Source organism: Frankia sp. CeRuru1, from assembly GCF_977966315.1.
Map to the genome: position 1 here is coordinate 1 of NZ_CDWWEW010000074.1, position 16,412 is coordinate 16,412.

The following is a 16,412-nucleotide window of genomic DNA, read 5'->3' on the forward strand; positions in this document are numbered from 1 at the left end:
GCCTCCTCGTCCCGGGCGGCGTGCTGCGCCAGCCGGCCGAGCAGACTCGGAACGGAGAACACCATCCCGTGATAGGCGAGCACCTCGCGGTCGTCGTTGAGCCCGGTGACCGGATCATACCGCCGCAGCCCCTCGACGAAATGCCGCTCGAGCGCACCGAGCGGCGACTCGCCGGCGGCCCGCTCCCGCACCACCCGGGCTGCCTCCCCGTGATGGTCCGCGATGCGGTACAGAAGAAGGTCCTCCTTACTGGAAAAATAGGTGAAAAGCGTCGGCTTCGAGACCTCCGCCGCGGCCGCGATCTCCGCGACGGAAACGCTGTCGAAACCACGGTCGAGAAAAAGCCGTATCGCTGCCTCGGAAAGAGCATCACGGGTTCGCTGCTTTTTCCGCTCCCGCAGCCCCGTCACCTCGTCAGCCATGACGACAATTGGCGGGGTCAAACGGTCGTAGCGACGCCTCGATAGGATGATCGTGACCGCGACGCCGTTCACGTGGAAGTACACCGCCGCCGATCTCGCCCGGCACCTCGCCCGGCTCCCGGACCAGGAACCCGCAGCGGCCGTCCGTCAGCCCGTGCCCGAGGCCGCCTGACGACCCCCGAGGAACTTCCAGCGCCAACCACTTAGGAAGGCCTGGGTGATGGCATATGCCTCGTCAAGATCACCGATCAGCCCCATGATCGAGCTCAGGATTAGGCCGACGGGTTCGGCGAGGTCGAGGGTCTCGGCCGCGCGTTCGAGGATCACCATCGGCTCGTGGACGTCGGCATCGAGGGTGGCGGTCACGCCCTCGGGCGCTCCGACGAGCAGCGCGCGGGCGTGCGTCAGGACGAGAGGTACCACCCTCTGGTTGCACACGCACTCGTGGGACGGCTCGGCAGGCGTCCGTCGTCGGCGTGGCCCGGGTGCCTGCCGTGGCCCGGCCCCGCGCGGCGGGCTCGGGATCTGCGCGGATGATGGCCGAGTTGCCACCCGGTGTGCACGGCCGGGGCGCCATGGCCTCCGGGCTGACTGTGTCTGTGGCTGATTCGAGCCGCGAGTTCTGCCTTAACTTCACGCCACTTGAGCGTAGACTGAGATCGTGACGAGACTGCCCTTCACGGATGCTCGGAACCGCCTCTCGGAGCTGCTCGATGACGTCGAGCGAACCCATGACCGGGTAGAGATCACCCGCCATGGTCACGCCGTGGCGATCCTCGTCTCGCCCGACGACCTCGCGGCGCTGGAGGAGACCGTCGAGGTGCTGTCGAACCGCGAGACCATGTGGCAGTTGGCCGAGTCCCGCGCCGCTGTCGAGGCCGGCGACGTACTTGACGCTGAGGACCTGGCGGCGCTCATGGCCAAGCGTGCCGCGCCGGGTGCCAGGGGACCCTCGTCATGACGGGCACTGCTGGGCCGTACCGTCTGGAGATCACCGGTCCGGCGGCACGCACGCTTGCTGGACGTATCCCGGAAAAGGTTGCCACAGCCGTACACGAGTTCATCACCACGACGCTCCTGGAGAACCCGCACAGGCTCGGTAAGCGTCTCCTCTACCCGCCCTACGCTGGAACCTGGTCGGCGCGGCGAGGCACGTACCGAGTGCTCTATGAGATCGACGAAGAGAACCGAGTCGTTCTCGTGACCGCCGTAGAGCACCGCGCCGACGCATACCGCGCGCGTTGAGCGGCGAGACCGCGGCGTGCTGGTACGAGCACCGCTGATATCCCCATTCTGCGGTCGCCTCCGTCGGCTCAGCCGTTGAGCTCCGGAGGCAGGGGGATGCGGGCGATGCCGCGGTCGGCGAGGGAGCCGAAGATGACGTGGCCCTCGTGGGGCAGGGCGGAGCTGACCGCGTAGTAGCGGCCGGTGGTGTCGTGGAAGCTGAAGACCGGTTCGCCCTCGGGGCTGAGGACCAGGGCGAACCCGTACGGCGCGCGCAGGTCACCGCCGCCGGGCGGCATGGCGGCGACCTGTCGGCGCAGGTCGGCGTTGGTGATGAGCGCGTCGACAGCGTCCGAGCGCAGGTCGCTGCCGCCCACCCACACCCGGCCCCGGTCGTCAATAGTGATGTTGTCGGGTCCGTTGATGAGATACGGCCCGAACTGCTCGGTTGTGCCTTCGCGTCCCTCGTCGAGCCACACTCGGGTGATCCGGAGGCGGAACGACTCGGCGACGAGAACGTAGCTCTCGTCCGGGGCGATGTCGACGCCATTGGCGAAGTACAGACCATCGGCCACGACGTCGGTGACGCCGGTGGACGGCTCGTAGCGCAGCAGCCGGCCGTTGGGCCGCCCGTCGAGGAGGTCGTTGGGGAACCCGGGGAAGTAGACGGTACTGGCCTCGGTGAAGTAGATCGTTCCGTCCGCGGCTACGGTGACCTCGTCCGCGAAGAAGATCAGGTTTCCGTCGAGCCGGTCGGTCAGGACCCAGGCGTCGCCGGTGACGACGTCGACCGCCATGACGCCCTGTTCTGCGACGGCGGCGATCAGGACGTGCTCCGAGTAGGCGGCGAGGCCGAGCGGGCGGCCCTCCACGGTGGCGACGCGCTCGGAGGACTCGATGGCGCCGTTCACGCCCTGATTGAGTCGCCAGACCCCGCCGTCGGTGGTGCCGGTGTAGAGCTGCCCGTCGAGGCCGAGGACGACGTCCTCGGCGCCTTCGAGCTGCTCCTCACCAAAGATCTCGGCCTGTTCGATCAGGTTGTTCACCGCCAGCGCTCCCTCCATCGCCGGTCGGGGCGGGGCGTCCGTCCACACCACGGGATCGAAGTCGGGCGGCAGCTCCGCGACGCGACGGTCCACCGCCGCACCGGTGGGTTCCCGGCGAGGAAGCTCGGGCCGCTCACCGGCAGCAGTGGCGGTACCGGTGGAGGCAGCAGGGGCTTCCGTCGCGTCGGCATCGGAGTCGCCGTCGGCGCACGCGGCGGCGAGCAGGCTCGTGGTGAGAAGGGCGGCGACGAGGGCGGAGGAGGCACGGGCCGGGGCGACCGGGCACGGGCCGGTGGGCCGGCCCGGCTCGCGGCGACGAGGGAGATTTCGCATGGGTGGGAGCAGAACACTCCGGCCTCAGCCGCCCTTCCGTGCCACCTCAGGACAGGCTCAGGATGCCGTGGTCACGCCCGTCCTGAGCCTGTCCTGAGGTGGCGGTGCTTGACTGCAGGCCATGCCGCCTCGTCTGCTCGTGGTCGACGACGACGACGCCATCCGTGACATGGTCGGGACGGCGCTGCGGTACGCGGGCTTCGAGACGACTGTCGCGGTGGACGGGAACGACGCGCTGGCCAAGCTCGCGGAGGCGACGCCCGACCTGATCATCCTCGACGTGCTGATGCCCGGGGTGGACGGGCTCGAACTCTGCCGCCGCCTGCGCGGGCGCGGCGAGACCACACCCATCATCTTCCTCACGGCGCGGGCGTCGAGCCGCGACGTCCTGGAGGGCTTCGGGCGGGGCGGCGACGACTACGTCACCAAGCCGTTCGTCCTCGACGAGTTGGTGGCCCGCATCCGCGCGGTGCTGAGCCGGGTCGGGTCCCCTGCCTCCGACGGGTCGCTGATCTGCGCCGACCTGGTACTGAACGGGGAACGCCACGAGGTGCGTCGCGCCGGGCGACGGATCGAGCTCTCGCCCACCGAGTTCAACCTGCTCCGTTACCTGATGGTCAACTCGGGGCGGGTGCTGTCCAAGTACCAGATCCTCGACCGGGTGTGGAACCAGGACGCCGACGGCGACGGACACGTCGTGGAGACCTACATCAGCACCCTGCGCCGCCGCCTCGACGTGGGCGACGGAGGGCCGCTGATCCACACGATCCGGGGCGTGGGCTACACGCTTCGGCCCACCGGGGAGTGAGCTCGTGCGCCTGCGCACGAAGTTGACCCTGGGTATCCTCGTGGTGACGTTCCTGGTGTTCCTGGTGGTCGGGTTCGTGGCCATCCCCACTGCCAAGCACGCGCTCCGCGACCGCATCGACGACCGGGTGCGGGCCGACCTGCCGCGGATCCGCGCCTCATTCCTCGCCACGGACGGCGGTGTGCGGGGCGGGTCCGCCGGCGACGGTGCCGGCCTGGACGAACGCGGCTACGCCGTGATGATGATCGACGGCTCCACGACGACCGTGCTGGCCACCCCGGAGACGTCCGCACCGCCGGACCTGCCCGGGATCACCGCCCCCGGCCGGGAGATCGAGTACGCGACGGCCCCCGACGGCGCGACCTACCGTTACGCCGTCACCGACCTCGGCGACGGGCGCCTGCTGGCCGTGGCCGCACCCGTCGACGACCTGACCAGCCTCGTCGACGATCTCATCCGCACCTTCGTCGTCATCGGAACCGGTGGTGCCGCAGCGCTGGGGGCCTTGGCGTGGCTGTGGATCCGGCACGGAACCCGGCAGATCGGGCACCTGACCAGGCGGGCCGAGTCCATCGCCGGCGGCGATCCCGACCGCAGCCTCGTCGTGGCCGCCACGACCACCGAGCTGCGCCAGCTCAGCCACGCCCTCGACGCGATGGTCGCCGGCATCGACCGTTCACTGGCGGCCCAGGCGCGGTCGGAGGCCCGGCTGCGGGAGTTCATCGCCAACGCGTCCCACGAGTTGCGCACCCCGCTCACCAGCGTGAGCGGCTACCTGCAGCTCGACCTCGACGGCGCCTTCGCCGATCCCGAACACCACCAGCACTCGATGCGGCGTGCCCTCGGCGAGGCCAGCCGCATGCGGCGCATCGTCACCGATCTCCAGCTGCTCACCGAGCTCGACGAGAACCCCCTGCCGGTCACCGCCGACGTGGACACCGGCCCGCTGCTGCGTGACGCCGTGCACGACGCGCGCACCATGGACCCGACGCGGACCTGGATCCTGGACCTATCCGCCGACCCGCTTGTCGTCTCCGGCGACGCCCACCACCTCCGGCAGATCGTGACCAACCTGCTGAACAACGTGCGCGTCCACACGCCGCCCGCCACCATCGCCACCGTGCGGGCGAGCCTGCGGGACGGATCGGTCGTGATCGAGGTGTCCGACAACGGGCCAGCCCTGCCCGTCGAGGATCTCGAGCGGGTGTTCGACCGGTTCTGGCGCCACGACCCGTCGCGATCACGGGCCTCGGGCGGCAGCGGGCTCGGCCTCTCCATCGTCGCCGCGATCGTCGCCGCGCACGGCGGCATCGCCGAAGCGACCCGCGCCCCCGAACGCGGCCTCACCGTCCGGATCACCCTCCCCGTCTCCGACAGCCTGCCAACGCCGAGCGAGGGATCCGCGGTTTCTCATCGAAGATGGGACGACACGGAGACCACGTCCAGTCACTCGGCTTCGCCTCGCGGGATGGATGATCATGGCAGGTGATCCTGGGTTCCGCAGGTCGGCGGCCAGGTAGCGGGTCGCCCGGGTGAGGAAGTGGCGCAACTGCTGGGCGGCTGTCCGTGCGGCGGGATAGACGGCGATCGCCTTTTCGGCGGCTTCCCGATCCGCCGCGGCCACTACGAACTCGCCACCGACACCGACCCACAGCTCCGGCTGGCAGCCGCATGCATGGAACTCGCCGCCGCGATCTGACCGAAGGTCACCATGGCCGCTGGCATGCTCTGCCCCCTACGAACGCAACACCGCCCGCCAGACCCGCTGGGCTCAGCGGGCTTCGGGCGGCGTGGAGGACAACCAGGGCCGGGCGACATCGGCCCAGCTCATCGGCGGGCCGGACAGCGGCTCCGCGGCTGGGGCGCGCAGCCCGGACAGGATCAGGGAGATGTAGCGCCGATCGAAGTCGGGAAGCTGCTCGGCGCTGCCACGCTGGCCCCGCAGCCGCTGGAAGATCAGGCAGAGGTCCGCGGCATTGACGTCGGCGCGCAGCGTACCGTCGGCGTGGGCGCGCGCCACCACCCGCTCGATGCCGGCCTGCATGCGTTCCACGGCCTTCAGCAGCTCGGGGGTGACCGTGAACGTGCCGGCGACCTTGCCGAACGCGCCGAAGCCGACTTCGGCACAGCGGTGCGTGAACCGGGTGAGCGCGGCCCAGCCGTCCGGCTCCGCCGTCACCGCGGCCTCGGCTTCCTCGGCTACCTGCGTAGCACTGATGATGCACATCTGCCGAATGAGTTCTTCTTTGCTTTCGTAACGGCGGTAGAGCGTTCCCTGCCCGACGTGGGCGCGACTCGCGATTGCCGACATGGGCGCGTCGGCCCCGAATTCCGCGAAAATCTCACGAGCCGCCGCCAACACCCGCCGATCGTTACGATCCGCTTCCGCCTGCCGGCCGTCTCTTCGTGATCCCGCTATCCGCCCCACGTGGGCCACGTTACCAGAGGCCGACGACGCCGCTGGTGGCCGTCATCCCGCCGGGGGGTGCGGGCGGGCGCGCTCAAGCGGTCTTCGAGCCGACCTAAAGTCACCGCGCCAAGGCTGGGTGCCACCGGCGCAGCCAAGAAGGGAAGCCGTGATGACACGGACGTTTGAGCCGGTCGCGCTGGTCACCGGCGCGACCAGCGGAATCGGGCTGGAGATCGCGATACGGCTCGGGGAACGCGGCGCGCGTCTCTACCTGTGTGCCCGGGGCAGCGACGACCTCGCCGCCACGATCGAAGATCTACGGGGCAAGGGATTCGACGCGAGCGGCACGATACGCGATGTCAGCCGCCCCGAACAGATACGCTCCTACGTCGCGGCCGCGGTGGACCATTTCGGCCCCGTCGACATCTTGGTGAACAACGCCGGCCGTAGCGGCGGGGGGCGACCGCGCAGATTTCCGACGAACTCTGGTTCGACGTCATCAACACAAATCTCAACAGCGTCTTCCTGATGACGAGGGAGGTTCTCACCACCGGCCGCATGCTCGAACTCGGCCGCGGCCGGATCATCAACGTGGCGTCCACCGGCGGGAAACAAGGCGTCGTTCATGCCGCGCCCTACTCCGCGTCCAAACACGGTGTCGTCGGGTTCACGAAGGCGCTCGGCCTGGAACTCGCCCCGACCGGGATCACCGTCAACGCGGTGTGCCCTGGCTTCGTCGAGACGCCGATGGCCGGACAGGTGCGCCGGCACTACGCCGGGATCTGGGGCGTCTCCGAGCAGGAGGCGTACAACCGGATCACGACCCGGGTACCGCTGGGCCGCTACGTCGAGTCGCGGGAGGTCGCGGCGATGGTCGAGTACCTGGTGAGCGATGATGCCGCCGCCGTGACCGCGCAGGCGCTCAACGTCTGCGGCGGATTGGGCAACTACTGATGGGCGCGCGGCCCGTCGCGCTCGTGACCGGCTCGTCGTCCGGGATCGGGGAGGCGGTGGCCAGCCGGCTGGCGCGGGAGGGCTTCCGGCTGGTCGTCAACTCCGCCCGCTCGCCGGAGGCCGGCGAGAAGGTCGCCGCGGCCCTGGACGGCGTGTACGTGCAGGCGGACATCGCCGTGCCGCAGGACGCCCGCCGGCTGGTCGAGCACACCGTCGACCGTTTCGGCCGGCTGGACGTCCTGGTGAACAACGCCGGGGTCACCCGGACCATCCCGCACGCCGATCTGGAGAGCGCGACGCCGCAGGTATGGCGGGAGATCCTCGACGTGAACGTCCTCGGCACCTGGCAGGTCACCGTGGCCGCCATGCCCCACCTGGCGTCGACCGGGGACGGCCTGGTCGTCAACATCTCCTCCGTCGCCGGGAGCCGACCGGCGGGCAGCTGCCTGCCGTACGCCGTCAGCAAGGCCGCGATCGAGCATATGACGCGGCTGCTGGCCGCCGTGACCGGTCCCACGGTGCGGGTGAACGCGGTTGCCCCCGGCCTGGTGGAAACCCCGTGGACCCGCGACGATGCCTGTTTCGCGCCCATCGCCGAGAAGGTTCGGGCGCAGACTCCGCTGCGGCGGGTCGGCACCGCGCAGGATGTCGCCGAGGCCGTGCTCGGCCTGACCAGAGCCGGATACACGACCGGGCAGGTCCTCTCGGTCGACGGCGGTGCCCATCTTCTCTGCGGGAGTCCCTGATGCGGCTCGGCGCGAATCTGACCTATGAGCGGGCGGGTGACCTGGGACTGGCCGCGGAACGCCTCGGTTACGACGTGGTCCTCGCCCCGGAGGGCTACCGTTCCGAGGCGGCGGCTGTTCTCGGCCTCGTCGCCGGGCGGACGCAGCGCGTCGGCCTCGCGTCGGGCGTCATGCAGATCCCGGCCCGGCCACCCGGCCTCGCCGCGCTCACGGCCGCGACGCTGGACGCGATCAGCGGCGGCCGGTTCCGCCTGGGGCTCGGGGTGTCCAACCCCGATGTCTCCCTGGGCTGGTACGGCGTTCCCTTCGATCGCCCGCTCGGCCGGACCCGCGAGTACGTCGACATCGTGCGCCGGGCGATCGCCGGCGGGCCGGTGACCTATCACGGCGAGCACTTCCGGCTGCCGCCGACGGCGGACGGCGCCGCCGCCCCGCTGCATCTGCTCACCGACGTGCCGCGCCGGGGCATCCCGGTCTATCTGGCCGCCGTCGGCCCCCGGGCCCTGCGGCTGGCCGGGGAGATCGCGGACGGCTGGATCGGCGTGTTCACCTCGCCGGAGGCGGTCGGCAGAGCCGTCCGGGAGATCCAGGCCGGCCAGGAGATCCAGGCCGGCCAGCGGATCCAGGCCGGCGCAGGTCCCGGCGGCGGCACGGCGGGTCGCCCTGCGGGCGACTTCGATGTCCTGACGAGTCTGCCCACCGCCGTCGCCGAGGACGTCGACGACGCGCTCGACATCCTGCAGGGGCAGTACCTGTGCCCGCTCGGCATCGGCCACCCGGACCGCAACGTCTACTGCGCGCTGGCGCGGGAGATGGGATACGCCCGTGAGGTCTCCCTGCTGCGGGAGCGACTGGCCGCAGGCGACCGAGCCGGCGCGGGTGCCGCCCTGCCCAGGCCGTTCATCGACCGCACGGCGCTGGCGGGTCCGGTGACCAGGATCGCCGACCGGATGCGGGAGTACGCCGACGCCGGTGTCACCACGCTGAGCGTCATGGTCTCGGCCGCGGCGACCACCCTCGAGGGCCGGCTGCGGATCCTGAGCGGAGCCGCCGAGGCATGGGAGCGGTCCGGGACGGGGGATGACCGGCGCAGCCGCCGGCAGGGCCGACGCGGGCTGTTCCGGGCCGGCGGCCGGGTCGCCGGCGGCCTCCACCGTCCGATAGGGATGGTGACCGACCGTCGTGGGTCCCTCCAGGACGCCCGGCAGGCTCCGGATCGTGCGGCCGAGCGCCGCCCGCTCCGGGTCTGTCCGCAGGAACTCCCGGTAGCTGTCCTCGTCCGCCCAGGCGGCCACGAGGGTGACGAACTCGCCGTCGACGCTCAGATGCACCATCGCGGACCGGAAGCCCGCGCGGTGGCGCACCCACCCCTCGGCCCCGGTCAGGAAGAGATCACCGACGATCCGCTGGGTCGCGGCTCCGTCCACCCGGGTGGTGACGATCGCGACGAAATGGCCGTAGCCGGGCACGGGCATCAACTCTCCTTCGACTGATCCGGCGGACCCGACGAGTCGGCGGCATGGCCCGCGGCGTCGACCTCGGCGGCGGCCCGGGCCGCCGCGGTGTTCTCCCGCCCCCACAGCGACCAGGCGCGCGCCAGGCCCTGGGCCGCACCGAGCAGCGGGGCCGCGAAGGCCAGGCCGTTCACCGCCATCAGCGGCACCTGGTAGCAGTCGGCCTGCCCGGCAGCATCGCGGCCGCGGGCGACCGCCGCGAAGGGGAACGAACGATGGGTGGGGACGAACGTCTCCGACAGGACCAGCGTGTGGCTTCCGGTCGCCCGCATGCCGATCGCGGACCAGGTGTCCTGGATCCGGAACGACGCGCGCGGCACGGCGAAGAACCGGGTCTCCCCGTCGCCGGCCACCCGCCCGCCCAGCAGCGCCCAGTCGGCGAACTCGACCCCGCTGACGTAGGGCCAGGCGCCGCCGAGCACCCAGCCCTGCGTCGTGGGCGTGGCCAGCCCCACCGGCACGAGACCGCCGACGATGAGGGCGTCCGGGCCGACGGCCCACACCTCCCCCTGTCCCTCGTCGGGCAGGAAGGCGGCCATCCGGCCGAGGTGGGCGCTCAGCGAGGCCAACCACGCCGCCGACGCGCATCCTTCGCCGACCACCGCCACGGCGCGGAGCAGGTCGACGAAGCCTCCCTGCGTCCCGCCCCACAGGCGGGGCACCAGGTGGCGGACGAAGCCGGCGTCGGCGAGGGCCCGCACGACGGCGGGGTCGAGGCGACGGCGGGCGTCCACAGCCGGCGCGTGCTGGGCGGCGAGCGGGTAGACGCCCGCCGCCGCGGCGGTCAGCTCGGTGTCGAGGACGGGTGGGCTCGGCATGGGATGCCCCCTGGTGATGGCGGACCGACAGCAGATGCGCCGCCTACTCCACGGCACGACGCTCGTGGGCCGTTGGAGTCCGGGTCAGGATGGCGCGTCGCGGCCGTGGGCCGGCGCCGGACCGGTACTCACCTGTTGCCCTCCCACCCCCGCCGGGCTGGCGGCCCTGGCCGGCTCCGGGTGATCGCCGCGGGCCGGCTGGGCCCGGCCGACGGTGGCGGCGGCGAGCGGGGCTATCACGGCGCCGAGCACGCCGGCGCCGGCGGCGAACCAGAAGGCAATCATGAAGGTCGAGCCGGTCGTTACCCCCGTCGTCGTGGTCCCGGAGGCGATCAGGGCCGCCGTCACCTGGGTTCCCACGCACCCGCCGACGGTGCGCGCGATGTTGTTGATGCCGTTGGTCGTCCCCATCCGCTCCGGCGGCACGAGTTCGGCGATCGTCTTGGGCAGAGCCGCCATGACCAGGCCGGACCCCGCGCCGATCACCGTGTAGAACACGACGTGCTCCCAGATGCTGCCATGGGCACCGGCCAGCAGCACCACGCCGCCCACGGTCACGGCGAAGCCGACCAGCAGGGGCGCGCGCCCGCCCAGCCGGCGCGCCACACCGCCCACCGTCATGCTCGCGGGCATGACCACGAGGGCACCGGGCAGCATGATCAGACCCGCGACGGTGATGGAGGTGCCGAAGCCATAGCCGCCCGCGTCCTGGGGAGTCTGGGCGAACCGTGGGAGCGTCACGTAGAAGACGTAGGACAGGACGCCGTAGAGGAACGCCGACAGGTGCGTGGTCAGCATGGGCCGGTGGGTGAACTCGCGGATGTCGAGCAGCGGGCTGCGCTGCCCCGCCTCCACGTACACCAGCGCGGCGGCGAGCACCACGGCCAGCACGAACAGGCCGAGCACCCGACCGGAGGACCATCCCCAGCCTGGGCCCTCGGTGAGTCCGAGAAGCAGGGCGACCAGGGTCAGGCCCAGCAGCACCGCCCCGGGCAGGTCGAGCTGGGCCCGCTCGGTCCGCCGAGGCCGCTGGTGGCGCCCGGAGGGCACCCAGACCCCGACCAGCAGGAAACTGATCACCGCGAGAGCCGTGCCGAGGACGAACAGATAGCGCCAGGAGACGTGGTCCGTCAGCAGGCCACCGATGACCAGGCCGGCGCCCGCGCCGGCGCCCACGACCCCGGAGACCATGCCGATCCCGGCGTGCAGCCGCTCGGCGGGCAGCGCCTCGCGCAGGATCGCGAACGCGAGCGGGAGCACCGAAAGCGCGCAGCCCTGGACGGCCCGGGCGGCGACGAGCTCCCCGATGTTCTGGGCGGCCGCCCCCGCGGCCGTGCCGATGCCGTAGACGGCGAGCACGACGAGCAGCACGTCACGCCGGCCGTACTGATCGCCCAGCCGGCCGATGATCGGGGTGAGCACGGCGCTGGACAGCAGAAACGCGCTCAGGATCCAGGCGGCCCCGCTCGGGGAGGTGTGCAGGTCCCGCTGCAGCAGGCCCAGCGCCGGAACGATCAGCGTCTGCATCAGGGCATATCCGAAGACGGCCACGACCAGCGCGGCGAGCACCCGCGGCGAGCCCACCGACGGGGCCGTCCCGTCCACCGTGCCGGCGCTCACCGCGCGCCCTCCCGCGCCCCGCCCGCAAGGATGCCGACCAGTACGGACCGGATACGCTCGGCCGGCTCCGTCCCGGGGATCAGCCATCGGCCGCCCGCGATGACGCTGGGCACGCCGCCCACCCCCAGGGTGGCGGCCAGTCGCTCGTCGGCCGCGACCTCGGCGGCGAACTCGCTGCCGGCGAGGACGGCGCGCACCCGCTCGGCCGGCAGACCGACCTCCTCGCCGAGCGACGCGAGCACGCCCGGATCGGCGATCGGCTGGCCCTCGACCCAGTAGGCCCGGTAGAGCCGCTCGACGAGGCTGCCCTGGAGCCCGTACGCGGCGGCGAGGTGCACCAGCCGATGGGCGTCGACGGTGTTGCCCGGACGGGCGATGTCGGGGTGGAAGGGCAGCCCCTCCGCGGCCGCCGTGGCGCCGATGCGGCCCATCGCCGCCCGCCCCGCCTCCCGGCTGCCGTTGAAACGCGCCAGGTAGTCGTAGAGATCCCCACCGCCCCGCTGGCCGTTCGGGCGTGGGTCGAGCTCGAAGCTGCGCCAACGCACCCGCACGGCGTCGGGGTCGGCGAGCCCGGCGAGCGCCGTCGAGACCCGATGGCGGCCGATATAGCAGTGTCCGCAGACGAAGTCGGACCAGATGTCGATGCTGAGCGGCTCGCCCCGGTGATCGGGGGGAGCGGTCGGTCGCGGTGCCTCCATGCGGCGCACGCTAGGTCGGGCGGCTAGCCAAAAGAAAGGCCATACCCGAAGGTAAGCTCAGGTCATGCAGGTTGGTTTGCAGCTCACGGCCGTCCCGACCGATGATCCATGTGACGTGTTCAACAGAGACTGCCCGGGGCGTGTCGTGCTCAACCACCTCACCAGCCGCTGGGGCCTGCTCATCCTGGTGGCGCTCCAGGACGGCCCGCTGCGGTTCTACGAGCTGCGGGCCCTCGTGGACGGGGTCAGCGAGAAGATGCTGTCCCAGACGCTGCGCACGCTGACCCGGGACGGTCTGCTGACCCGGGAGGTGGTGCCGACGGCCCCCCCGAGCGTGCGGTACGCGCTGACTCCCCTGGGCGCGGATGCCGCCCACCGGCTCCAGCAGGTCCTGCAGTGGGTGCGCCACAACGCGATGACGGTCTTCAGCGCCCAGAAGACCTACGACCATCAGCACCGCCGGGGCACCTGAGCTCCGGTCCGGCGATGCCGTGCGCCGCGTACGGCGGATGATTCATCGTTCGGCACGATATGGACCAGACTAGTCTGGTCCGATACGCTGCCCGCTGTGAGGGAGATCGGGCGAAGCACGGCCACCGCATCGGCGGCAGGTCTGCACCCGCTGGTGCGACGTCGCCATCTCGACCAGGGCCGCTACATGAGCGCCCTGTGTCGTCGCGGCCGCGGCTGACACCCGCTTCCGCCTTCTCCAGCGCCTTCTCCAGCCCCGGTTTCCGGGGCCGAACTGCGCCCAGTTCCGCCGCGCCGCGGCACGCGCCGGCATGTCCACCCCGCCTCGGCACCCAGACCTCATCCGCCGGTCGGGGCCAGCGCGCCTCTTGCAAAGGATCTCATCGTGCCCCGCCCCCACCGAAAATCACGTCAGCGGTTTCTTGCCGGGCCAGCCCTGGCGGTGACGGCCGTCCTCCTCGCCGCGGCCTGTTCGTCCTCGCCGGACGGGTCGGCCGCGCCCGCCGGAGCGCAGGCCGCGCCCCGTTCGGGCGGGACCCTGCGGATCGCCACCGCGAGCAGCATCACCTGCCTCGACCCGGCGCAGAACCTGTCGGGCAACAGCACGCAGCTGGTCCGGCCGCTGGTGGATTCCCTCATCTGCCGCTGGTGGATTCCCTCATCTACCAGGATCCGGCCAACGGCGCCCTGCGGCCGTGGCTGGCGTCGTCCTGGCAGGCGAGCGGGGACGGGCGGAGTTTCACCTTCCATCTCCGTCCGGGTGTGACGTTCAGCGACGGCGCGCCCCTGACCGCCGCCGCCGTGAAGACGACGTTCGACCAGATCGTCGCCCAGGGGGCGAAGGCGGCGACGGCGGCGAGTTTCCTCGCCGGCTACCAGGCCACGACCGCCGTCGACGACGCCACGGTCCGGGTCGACTTCACCACGCCCAACGTCGCCTTCCTCCAGGCGGCCTCGACGACCGCGCTGGCCCCGCTGTCCCCGGCGTCCTGGCGGAACACGCCCGCCCTGCGCTGCCAGGGACGCTTCGCCGCCTCCGGGCCGTTCGTGCTCTCCGCGTTCGCAGCGGGCCAGCGGGTACGTCTCACGGCCAGGGCCGGCTACACGTGGGGAGCCGCGGGCTGGCACTCCGGACCGGCGTTCCTGCGTAGCATCGATTTCCTCGGGGTCAGCGAGTCCGGGGTGCAGGCCGACAGCCTGACGGCCGGCCAGGTGGAGGTCGCTACCGGACTGGCCCGCCACGACCAGCAGCGGTTCAGCGGCTCCGGGTTCACCGAGGCCGCGATCCGCAACCCGGGCGTCGTCTACACCCTCACCCCGAACATCACCCGTCCCGCGCTGGCCGATCCCGCGGTCCGCGAGGCGCTGGTCCTCGGCGTCAACCGCGCCCAACTGGTCACCGCTGCTCTCGGCGACGCCTTCAATCCGGCCACCGGCATCCTGGCCCCCGCGACACCTGGCTACCTCGACCTGTCCGCCCAGCTGCGGTACGACCCGGCCAAGGCCGCGAAGCTGCTGACCGACGGCGGCTGGGTCGCCGGGGGTGACGGGATCCGGAGCAGGAACGGCACCCGGCTCAGTGTCAGCGTGCTCTACCCCTCGGTCGACACCATCAACGGACCGGCCCTGGAACTGCTGCAACAGCAGTGGCGGAAGATCGGCGTCGACCTGAAGCTGCGGGGGCTGCCGGTCTCCCAGCTCGTGCCCACGCAGGACGCCGGCGACTACGATCTACTCGCCTTCACCCAGAACCGCGGCGACGGGGACGTCCTGCGCACCGTGTTCTCCGCCTCGGCCAAGAACCGCGCCCGGATCGGCGCGGACGACCCGCTGAACGCGCTGCTCGCCCAGCAGAACCAGACCATCGAAACCGGCCGCCGTACCGGGATACTCGCCGACGCGCAACGGCACATCATCACCCAGCACTACGCCGTGCCGCTCTACCAGTACGGCTACCTCGTGGCGATGTCGGCGAAGGTCCGCGACTACTCCTCCGACGGGTCCTTCCACGGCACCTGGCTGAACGACTGAGTCGGCGCCACGATGACGGGCTATCTCCTTCGACGCGCCGGACACGCCCTGGTCGTGGTCTGGGCGGCCTACACGCTGATCTTCGCCGTGCTCCGGGTGCTGCCGGGCGACCCGGTCGCGATCATGATCGACCGGGCGGGCGGCGGGCAGGCGACTCCCAGTGGGAGCCAGCTCGCCGCGCTGCGGGAGCAGTACGGCCTGGACCGCTCCGTGCCGGCCCAGTACGTAGACTACCTGGGCGCCGCCATGACCGGTGACTTCGGCACGTCGCTGACGACGGGCGAGCCGGTGCTGCGCACGCTCGCCCGGTCGCTGCCGCCAACGCTCGCCCTCACCGCGACGGCGCTCGCGGTGGGCGTGCTGGCCGGGACGGCGCTGGCCATCGCCGCGAACCTGACCCGCCGGCGCCGCCTGGGCCCGCTGCTCGACGCGCTGCCCTCCGTGGGAATGTCCGTCCCGACGTTCCTGATCGGGCTGGTGCTGGTGCACGTCGTCGCGTTCCGGTGGCAGCTGCTGCCGGGCATCGGCAACGGGGGCGCCGCGGGAGTGGTCCTGCCGGCGGTGACCCTGGCCGTTCCGGTCGGCGCGGTGGTCGCGCAGATGCTCAGCCGCAGCCTCGCGGGCACGCTTGCCCAGCCGTACGTGGTGACCCTGCGGGCGAAGGGAGCGAGCGAGGTGCGGATCGTGCTGCGCCACGCGCTGCGCAACGCGGCACCGCCAACCTTGACGATCACCGGGCTGCTGCTGGGGAGCCTGCTCGCGGGCTCGGTCGTGGTGGAGACGGTCTTCTCCCGAGTCGGTCTGGGCCGCACGATAGCCACCGCCGTGGCGGACAAGGACGTTCCCCTGGTGCTCGCGGTGACGGTGCTCTCGGCGGCCGTCTTCGCCCTGGTGAACCTCCTCGTCGATCTGTGCTATCCGCTGCTCGATCCCCGGCTCGCCGGCCGGGCGAGCGCCCGCCGCTCCGACCCGGCCCCGGCGGGTTCCGATGTCGGCTGACCCCGGGCTCGGGGCGCGCCCGGCCGTGGCCGGCGCGGACCGCGGCCACGACCCGGTCGCTCCCCCGGTCGTCTCCGCCGCTGGCGGGACTTCCGCCGCGCACGCCACCGGAGCCCCCGACACCACCGGGACGCCCGACACCACCGGGACGCCCGACGCCGCCCGGTCCCGCCGGCGGCGGGTGCCGCCGGTCGGCACGCTGCTCGCCACCGGCGTCATCGTGGTGGTGGCGGTGTGGTGCCTGCTGCCCGGCTGGTTCGCCACCCTCAGCCCCACCGCCGTCGATCCAGCACACGCCCTGGCCGCGCCGAGCTGGAC

The 16,412-nt window shown here is 71.9% G+C and carries 17 protein-coding genes and 3 pseudogenes; 12 read left to right on the forward strand and 8 right to left on the reverse strand.

The window, feature by feature from the left end:
- Both AC08OP_RS08045 and AC08OP_RS08050 read right to left on the reverse strand, forming a co-directional pair.
- A partial coding sequence (locus tag AC08OP_RS08045; protein ID WP_476613605.1) for a TetR/AcrR family transcriptional regulator occupies positions 1 to 422 on the reverse strand: 422 nt, incomplete at its 3' end.
- 147 nt (positions 423 to 569) lie between these two features.
- The gene (locus tag AC08OP_RS08050) at positions 570 to 845 is read right to left on the reverse strand and encodes an SAM-dependent methyltransferase (RefSeq protein WP_476613606.1); all 276 of its coding nucleotides are present in this window, start codon (positions 843 to 845) and stop codon (positions 570 to 572) included.
- 238 nt (positions 846 to 1,083) lie between these two features.
- Here AC08OP_RS08050 and AC08OP_RS08055 point away from each other — a divergent pair, with 238 nt between their 5' ends.
- Positions 1,084 to 1,383: a type II toxin-antitoxin system Phd/YefM family antitoxin gene (locus tag AC08OP_RS08055; protein ID WP_476613607.1), complete on the forward strand. Its 300-nt coding sequence runs from the start codon at positions 1,084 to 1,086 to the stop codon at positions 1,381 to 1,383.
- On the forward strand, positions 1,380 to 1,667 hold the full coding sequence (locus tag AC08OP_RS08060) for a type II toxin-antitoxin system RelE family toxin (protein WP_476613608.1): 288 nt from the start codon (positions 1,380 to 1,382) through the stop codon (positions 1,665 to 1,667). The genes AC08OP_RS08055 and AC08OP_RS08060 overlap by 4 nt, the downstream gene beginning before the upstream one ends.
- A 68-nt stretch (positions 1,668 to 1,735) precedes the next feature.
- Here AC08OP_RS08060 and AC08OP_RS08065 read toward each other — a convergent pair whose 3' ends face one another.
- On the reverse strand, positions 1,736 to 3,025 hold the full coding sequence (locus AC08OP_RS08065) for an SMP-30/gluconolactonase/LRE family protein (RefSeq protein ID WP_476613609.1): 1,290 nt from the start codon (positions 3,023 to 3,025) through the stop codon (positions 1,736 to 1,738).
- A 121-nt stretch (positions 3,026 to 3,146) separates the two neighbouring features.
- Here AC08OP_RS08065 and AC08OP_RS08070 point away from each other — a divergent pair, with 121 nt between their 5' ends.
- The 3 genes and pseudogenes from AC08OP_RS08070 to AC08OP_RS08080 form a co-directional block, all read left to right on the forward strand.
- Positions 3,147 to 3,833: a response regulator transcription factor gene (locus AC08OP_RS08070; RefSeq protein WP_476613610.1), complete on the forward strand. Its 687-nt coding sequence runs from the start codon at positions 3,147 to 3,149 to the stop codon at positions 3,831 to 3,833.
- Positions 3,834 to 3,837: 4 nt separating this feature from the next.
- Complete coding sequence (locus AC08OP_RS08075; protein WP_476613611.1) at positions 3,838 to 5,322, forward strand: sensor histidine kinase; 1,485 nt, start codon at positions 3,838 to 3,840, stop codon at positions 5,320 to 5,322.
- Positions 5,323 to 5,442: 120 nt separating this feature from the next.
- Positions 5,443 to 5,532, forward strand: a pseudogene (locus AC08OP_RS08080) (IS6 family transposase); the annotation flags it as partial.
- A 72-nt stretch (positions 5,533 to 5,604) separates the two neighbouring features.
- Here the strand turns inward: AC08OP_RS08080 and AC08OP_RS08085 are convergent.
- Complete coding sequence (locus AC08OP_RS08085) at positions 5,605 to 6,270, reverse strand: TetR/AcrR family transcriptional regulator (RefSeq protein WP_476613612.1); 666 nt, start codon at positions 6,268 to 6,270, stop codon at positions 5,605 to 5,607.
- Positions 6,271 to 6,412: 142 nt separating this feature from the next.
- Here AC08OP_RS08085 and AC08OP_RS08090 point away from each other — a divergent pair.
- The 3 genes and pseudogenes from AC08OP_RS08090 to AC08OP_RS08100 all read left to right on the forward strand — a co-directional run bounded on the left by AC08OP_RS08090 (position 6,413) and on the right by AC08OP_RS08100 (position 9,436).
- Positions 6,413 to 7,197 (forward strand): annotated as a pseudogene (locus AC08OP_RS08090) (SDR family NAD(P)-dependent oxidoreductase).
- Positions 7,197 to 7,943, forward strand: a complete 747-nt coding sequence (locus AC08OP_RS08095; RefSeq protein ID WP_476613613.1) for an SDR family NAD(P)-dependent oxidoreductase — start codon at positions 7,197 to 7,199, stop codon at positions 7,941 to 7,943. The pseudogene AC08OP_RS08090 and the gene AC08OP_RS08095 overlap by 1 nt, the downstream one beginning before the upstream one ends.
- Entirely contained in the window at positions 7,943 to 9,436 is a 1,494-nt protein-coding gene (locus AC08OP_RS08100) for an LLM class flavin-dependent oxidoreductase (protein ID WP_476613614.1), read from the forward strand. Before AC08OP_RS08095 ends, AC08OP_RS08100 begins: the two co-directional genes overlap by 1 nt.
- Here AC08OP_RS08100 and AC08OP_RS08105 read toward each other — a convergent pair.
- From AC08OP_RS08105 to AC08OP_RS08115, 3 genes are all read right to left on the reverse strand, one after another.
- Positions 9,418 to 10,275, reverse strand: a complete 858-nt coding sequence (locus AC08OP_RS08105) for an acyl-CoA dehydrogenase family protein (protein WP_476613615.1) — start codon at positions 10,273 to 10,275, stop codon at positions 9,418 to 9,420. The two genes, AC08OP_RS08100 and AC08OP_RS08105, sit on opposite strands and share 19 nt — an antisense overlap.
- Before the next feature lie 84 nt (positions 10,276 to 10,359).
- A complete protein-coding gene (locus AC08OP_RS08110; protein WP_476613616.1) occupies positions 10,360 to 11,895 on the reverse strand; it encodes an MFS transporter in 1,536 nt (511 codons plus the stop codon).
- Positions 11,892 to 12,593 carry a DsbA family oxidoreductase gene (locus AC08OP_RS08115; protein ID WP_476613617.1) on the reverse strand — a complete coding sequence of 234 codons (702 nt, stop codon included), beginning with the start codon at positions 12,591 to 12,593 and terminating at the stop codon, positions 11,892 to 11,894. The genes AC08OP_RS08110 and AC08OP_RS08115 overlap by 4 nt, the downstream gene beginning before the upstream one ends.
- Before the next feature lie 64 nt (positions 12,594 to 12,657).
- Here AC08OP_RS08115 and AC08OP_RS08120 point away from each other — a divergent pair, with 64 nt between their 5' ends.
- Complete coding sequence (locus AC08OP_RS08120) at positions 12,658 to 13,065, forward strand: winged helix-turn-helix transcriptional regulator (protein WP_476613618.1); 408 nt, start codon at positions 12,658 to 12,660, stop codon at positions 13,063 to 13,065.
- Between the two features lie 410 nt (positions 13,066 to 13,475).
- Here the strand turns inward: AC08OP_RS08120 and AC08OP_RS08125 are convergent, their stop codons facing one another.
- Positions 13,476 to 13,703, reverse strand: a complete 228-nt coding sequence (locus AC08OP_RS08125; protein ID WP_476613619.1) for a hypothetical protein — start codon at positions 13,701 to 13,703, stop codon at positions 13,476 to 13,478.
- Between the two features lie 9 nt (positions 13,704 to 13,712).
- Here AC08OP_RS08125 and AC08OP_RS08130 point away from each other — a divergent pair, with 9 nt between their 5' ends.
- The 3 genes and pseudogenes from AC08OP_RS08130 to AC08OP_RS08140 all read left to right on the forward strand — a co-directional run.
- Positions 13,713 to 15,095, forward strand: a complete 1,383-nt coding sequence (locus AC08OP_RS08130) for an ABC transporter substrate-binding protein (RefSeq protein WP_476613620.1) — start codon at positions 13,713 to 13,715, stop codon at positions 15,093 to 15,095.
- A 12-nt stretch (positions 15,096 to 15,107) separates the two neighbouring features.
- The gene (locus AC08OP_RS08135; protein ID WP_476613621.1) at positions 15,108 to 16,094 is read left to right on the forward strand and encodes an ABC transporter permease; all 987 of its coding nucleotides are present in this window, start codon (positions 15,108 to 15,110) and stop codon (positions 16,092 to 16,094) included.
- Positions 16,084 to 16,412, forward strand: a pseudogene (locus tag AC08OP_RS08140) (hypothetical protein); the annotation flags it as partial. The gene AC08OP_RS08135 and the pseudogene AC08OP_RS08140, both read left to right, overlap by 11 nt.

Coding starts and splice junctions, on each gene's coding strand:
- AC08OP_RS08135 (WP_476613621.1), top strand. CDS start 15,108: ATGACGGGCTATCTCCTTCGACGCGCCGGACACGCCCTGGTCGTGGTC.
- AC08OP_RS08065 (WP_476613609.1), bottom strand. CDS start 3,025: ATGCGAAATCTCCCTCGTCGCCGCGAGCCGGGCCGGCCCACCGGCCCG.
- AC08OP_RS08100 (WP_476613614.1), top strand. CDS start 7,943: ATGCGGCTCGGCGCGAATCTGACCTATGAGCGGGCGGGTGACCTGGGA.
- AC08OP_RS08120 (WP_476613618.1), top strand. CDS start 12,658: ATGCAGGTTGGTTTGCAGCTCACGGCCGTCCCGACCGATGATCCATGT.
- AC08OP_RS08060 (WP_476613608.1), top strand. CDS start 1,380: ATGACGGGCACTGCTGGGCCGTACCGTCTGGAGATCACCGGTCCGGCG.
- AC08OP_RS08125 (WP_476613619.1), bottom strand. CDS start 13,703: ATGAGGGAATCCACCAGCGGCCGGACCAGCTGCGTGCTGTTGCCCGAC.
- AC08OP_RS08115 (WP_476613617.1), bottom strand. CDS start 12,593: ATGGAGGCACCGCGACCGACCGCTCCCCCCGATCACCGGGGCGAGCCG.
- AC08OP_RS08105 (WP_476613615.1), bottom strand. CDS start 10,275: ATGCCGAGCCCACCCGTCCTCGACACCGAGCTGACCGCCGCGGCGGCG.
- AC08OP_RS08070 (WP_476613610.1), top strand. CDS start 3,147: ATGCCGCCTCGTCTGCTCGTGGTCGACGACGACGACGCCATCCGTGAC.
- AC08OP_RS08095 (WP_476613613.1), top strand. CDS start 7,197: ATGGGCGCGCGGCCCGTCGCGCTCGTGACCGGCTCGTCGTCCGGGATC.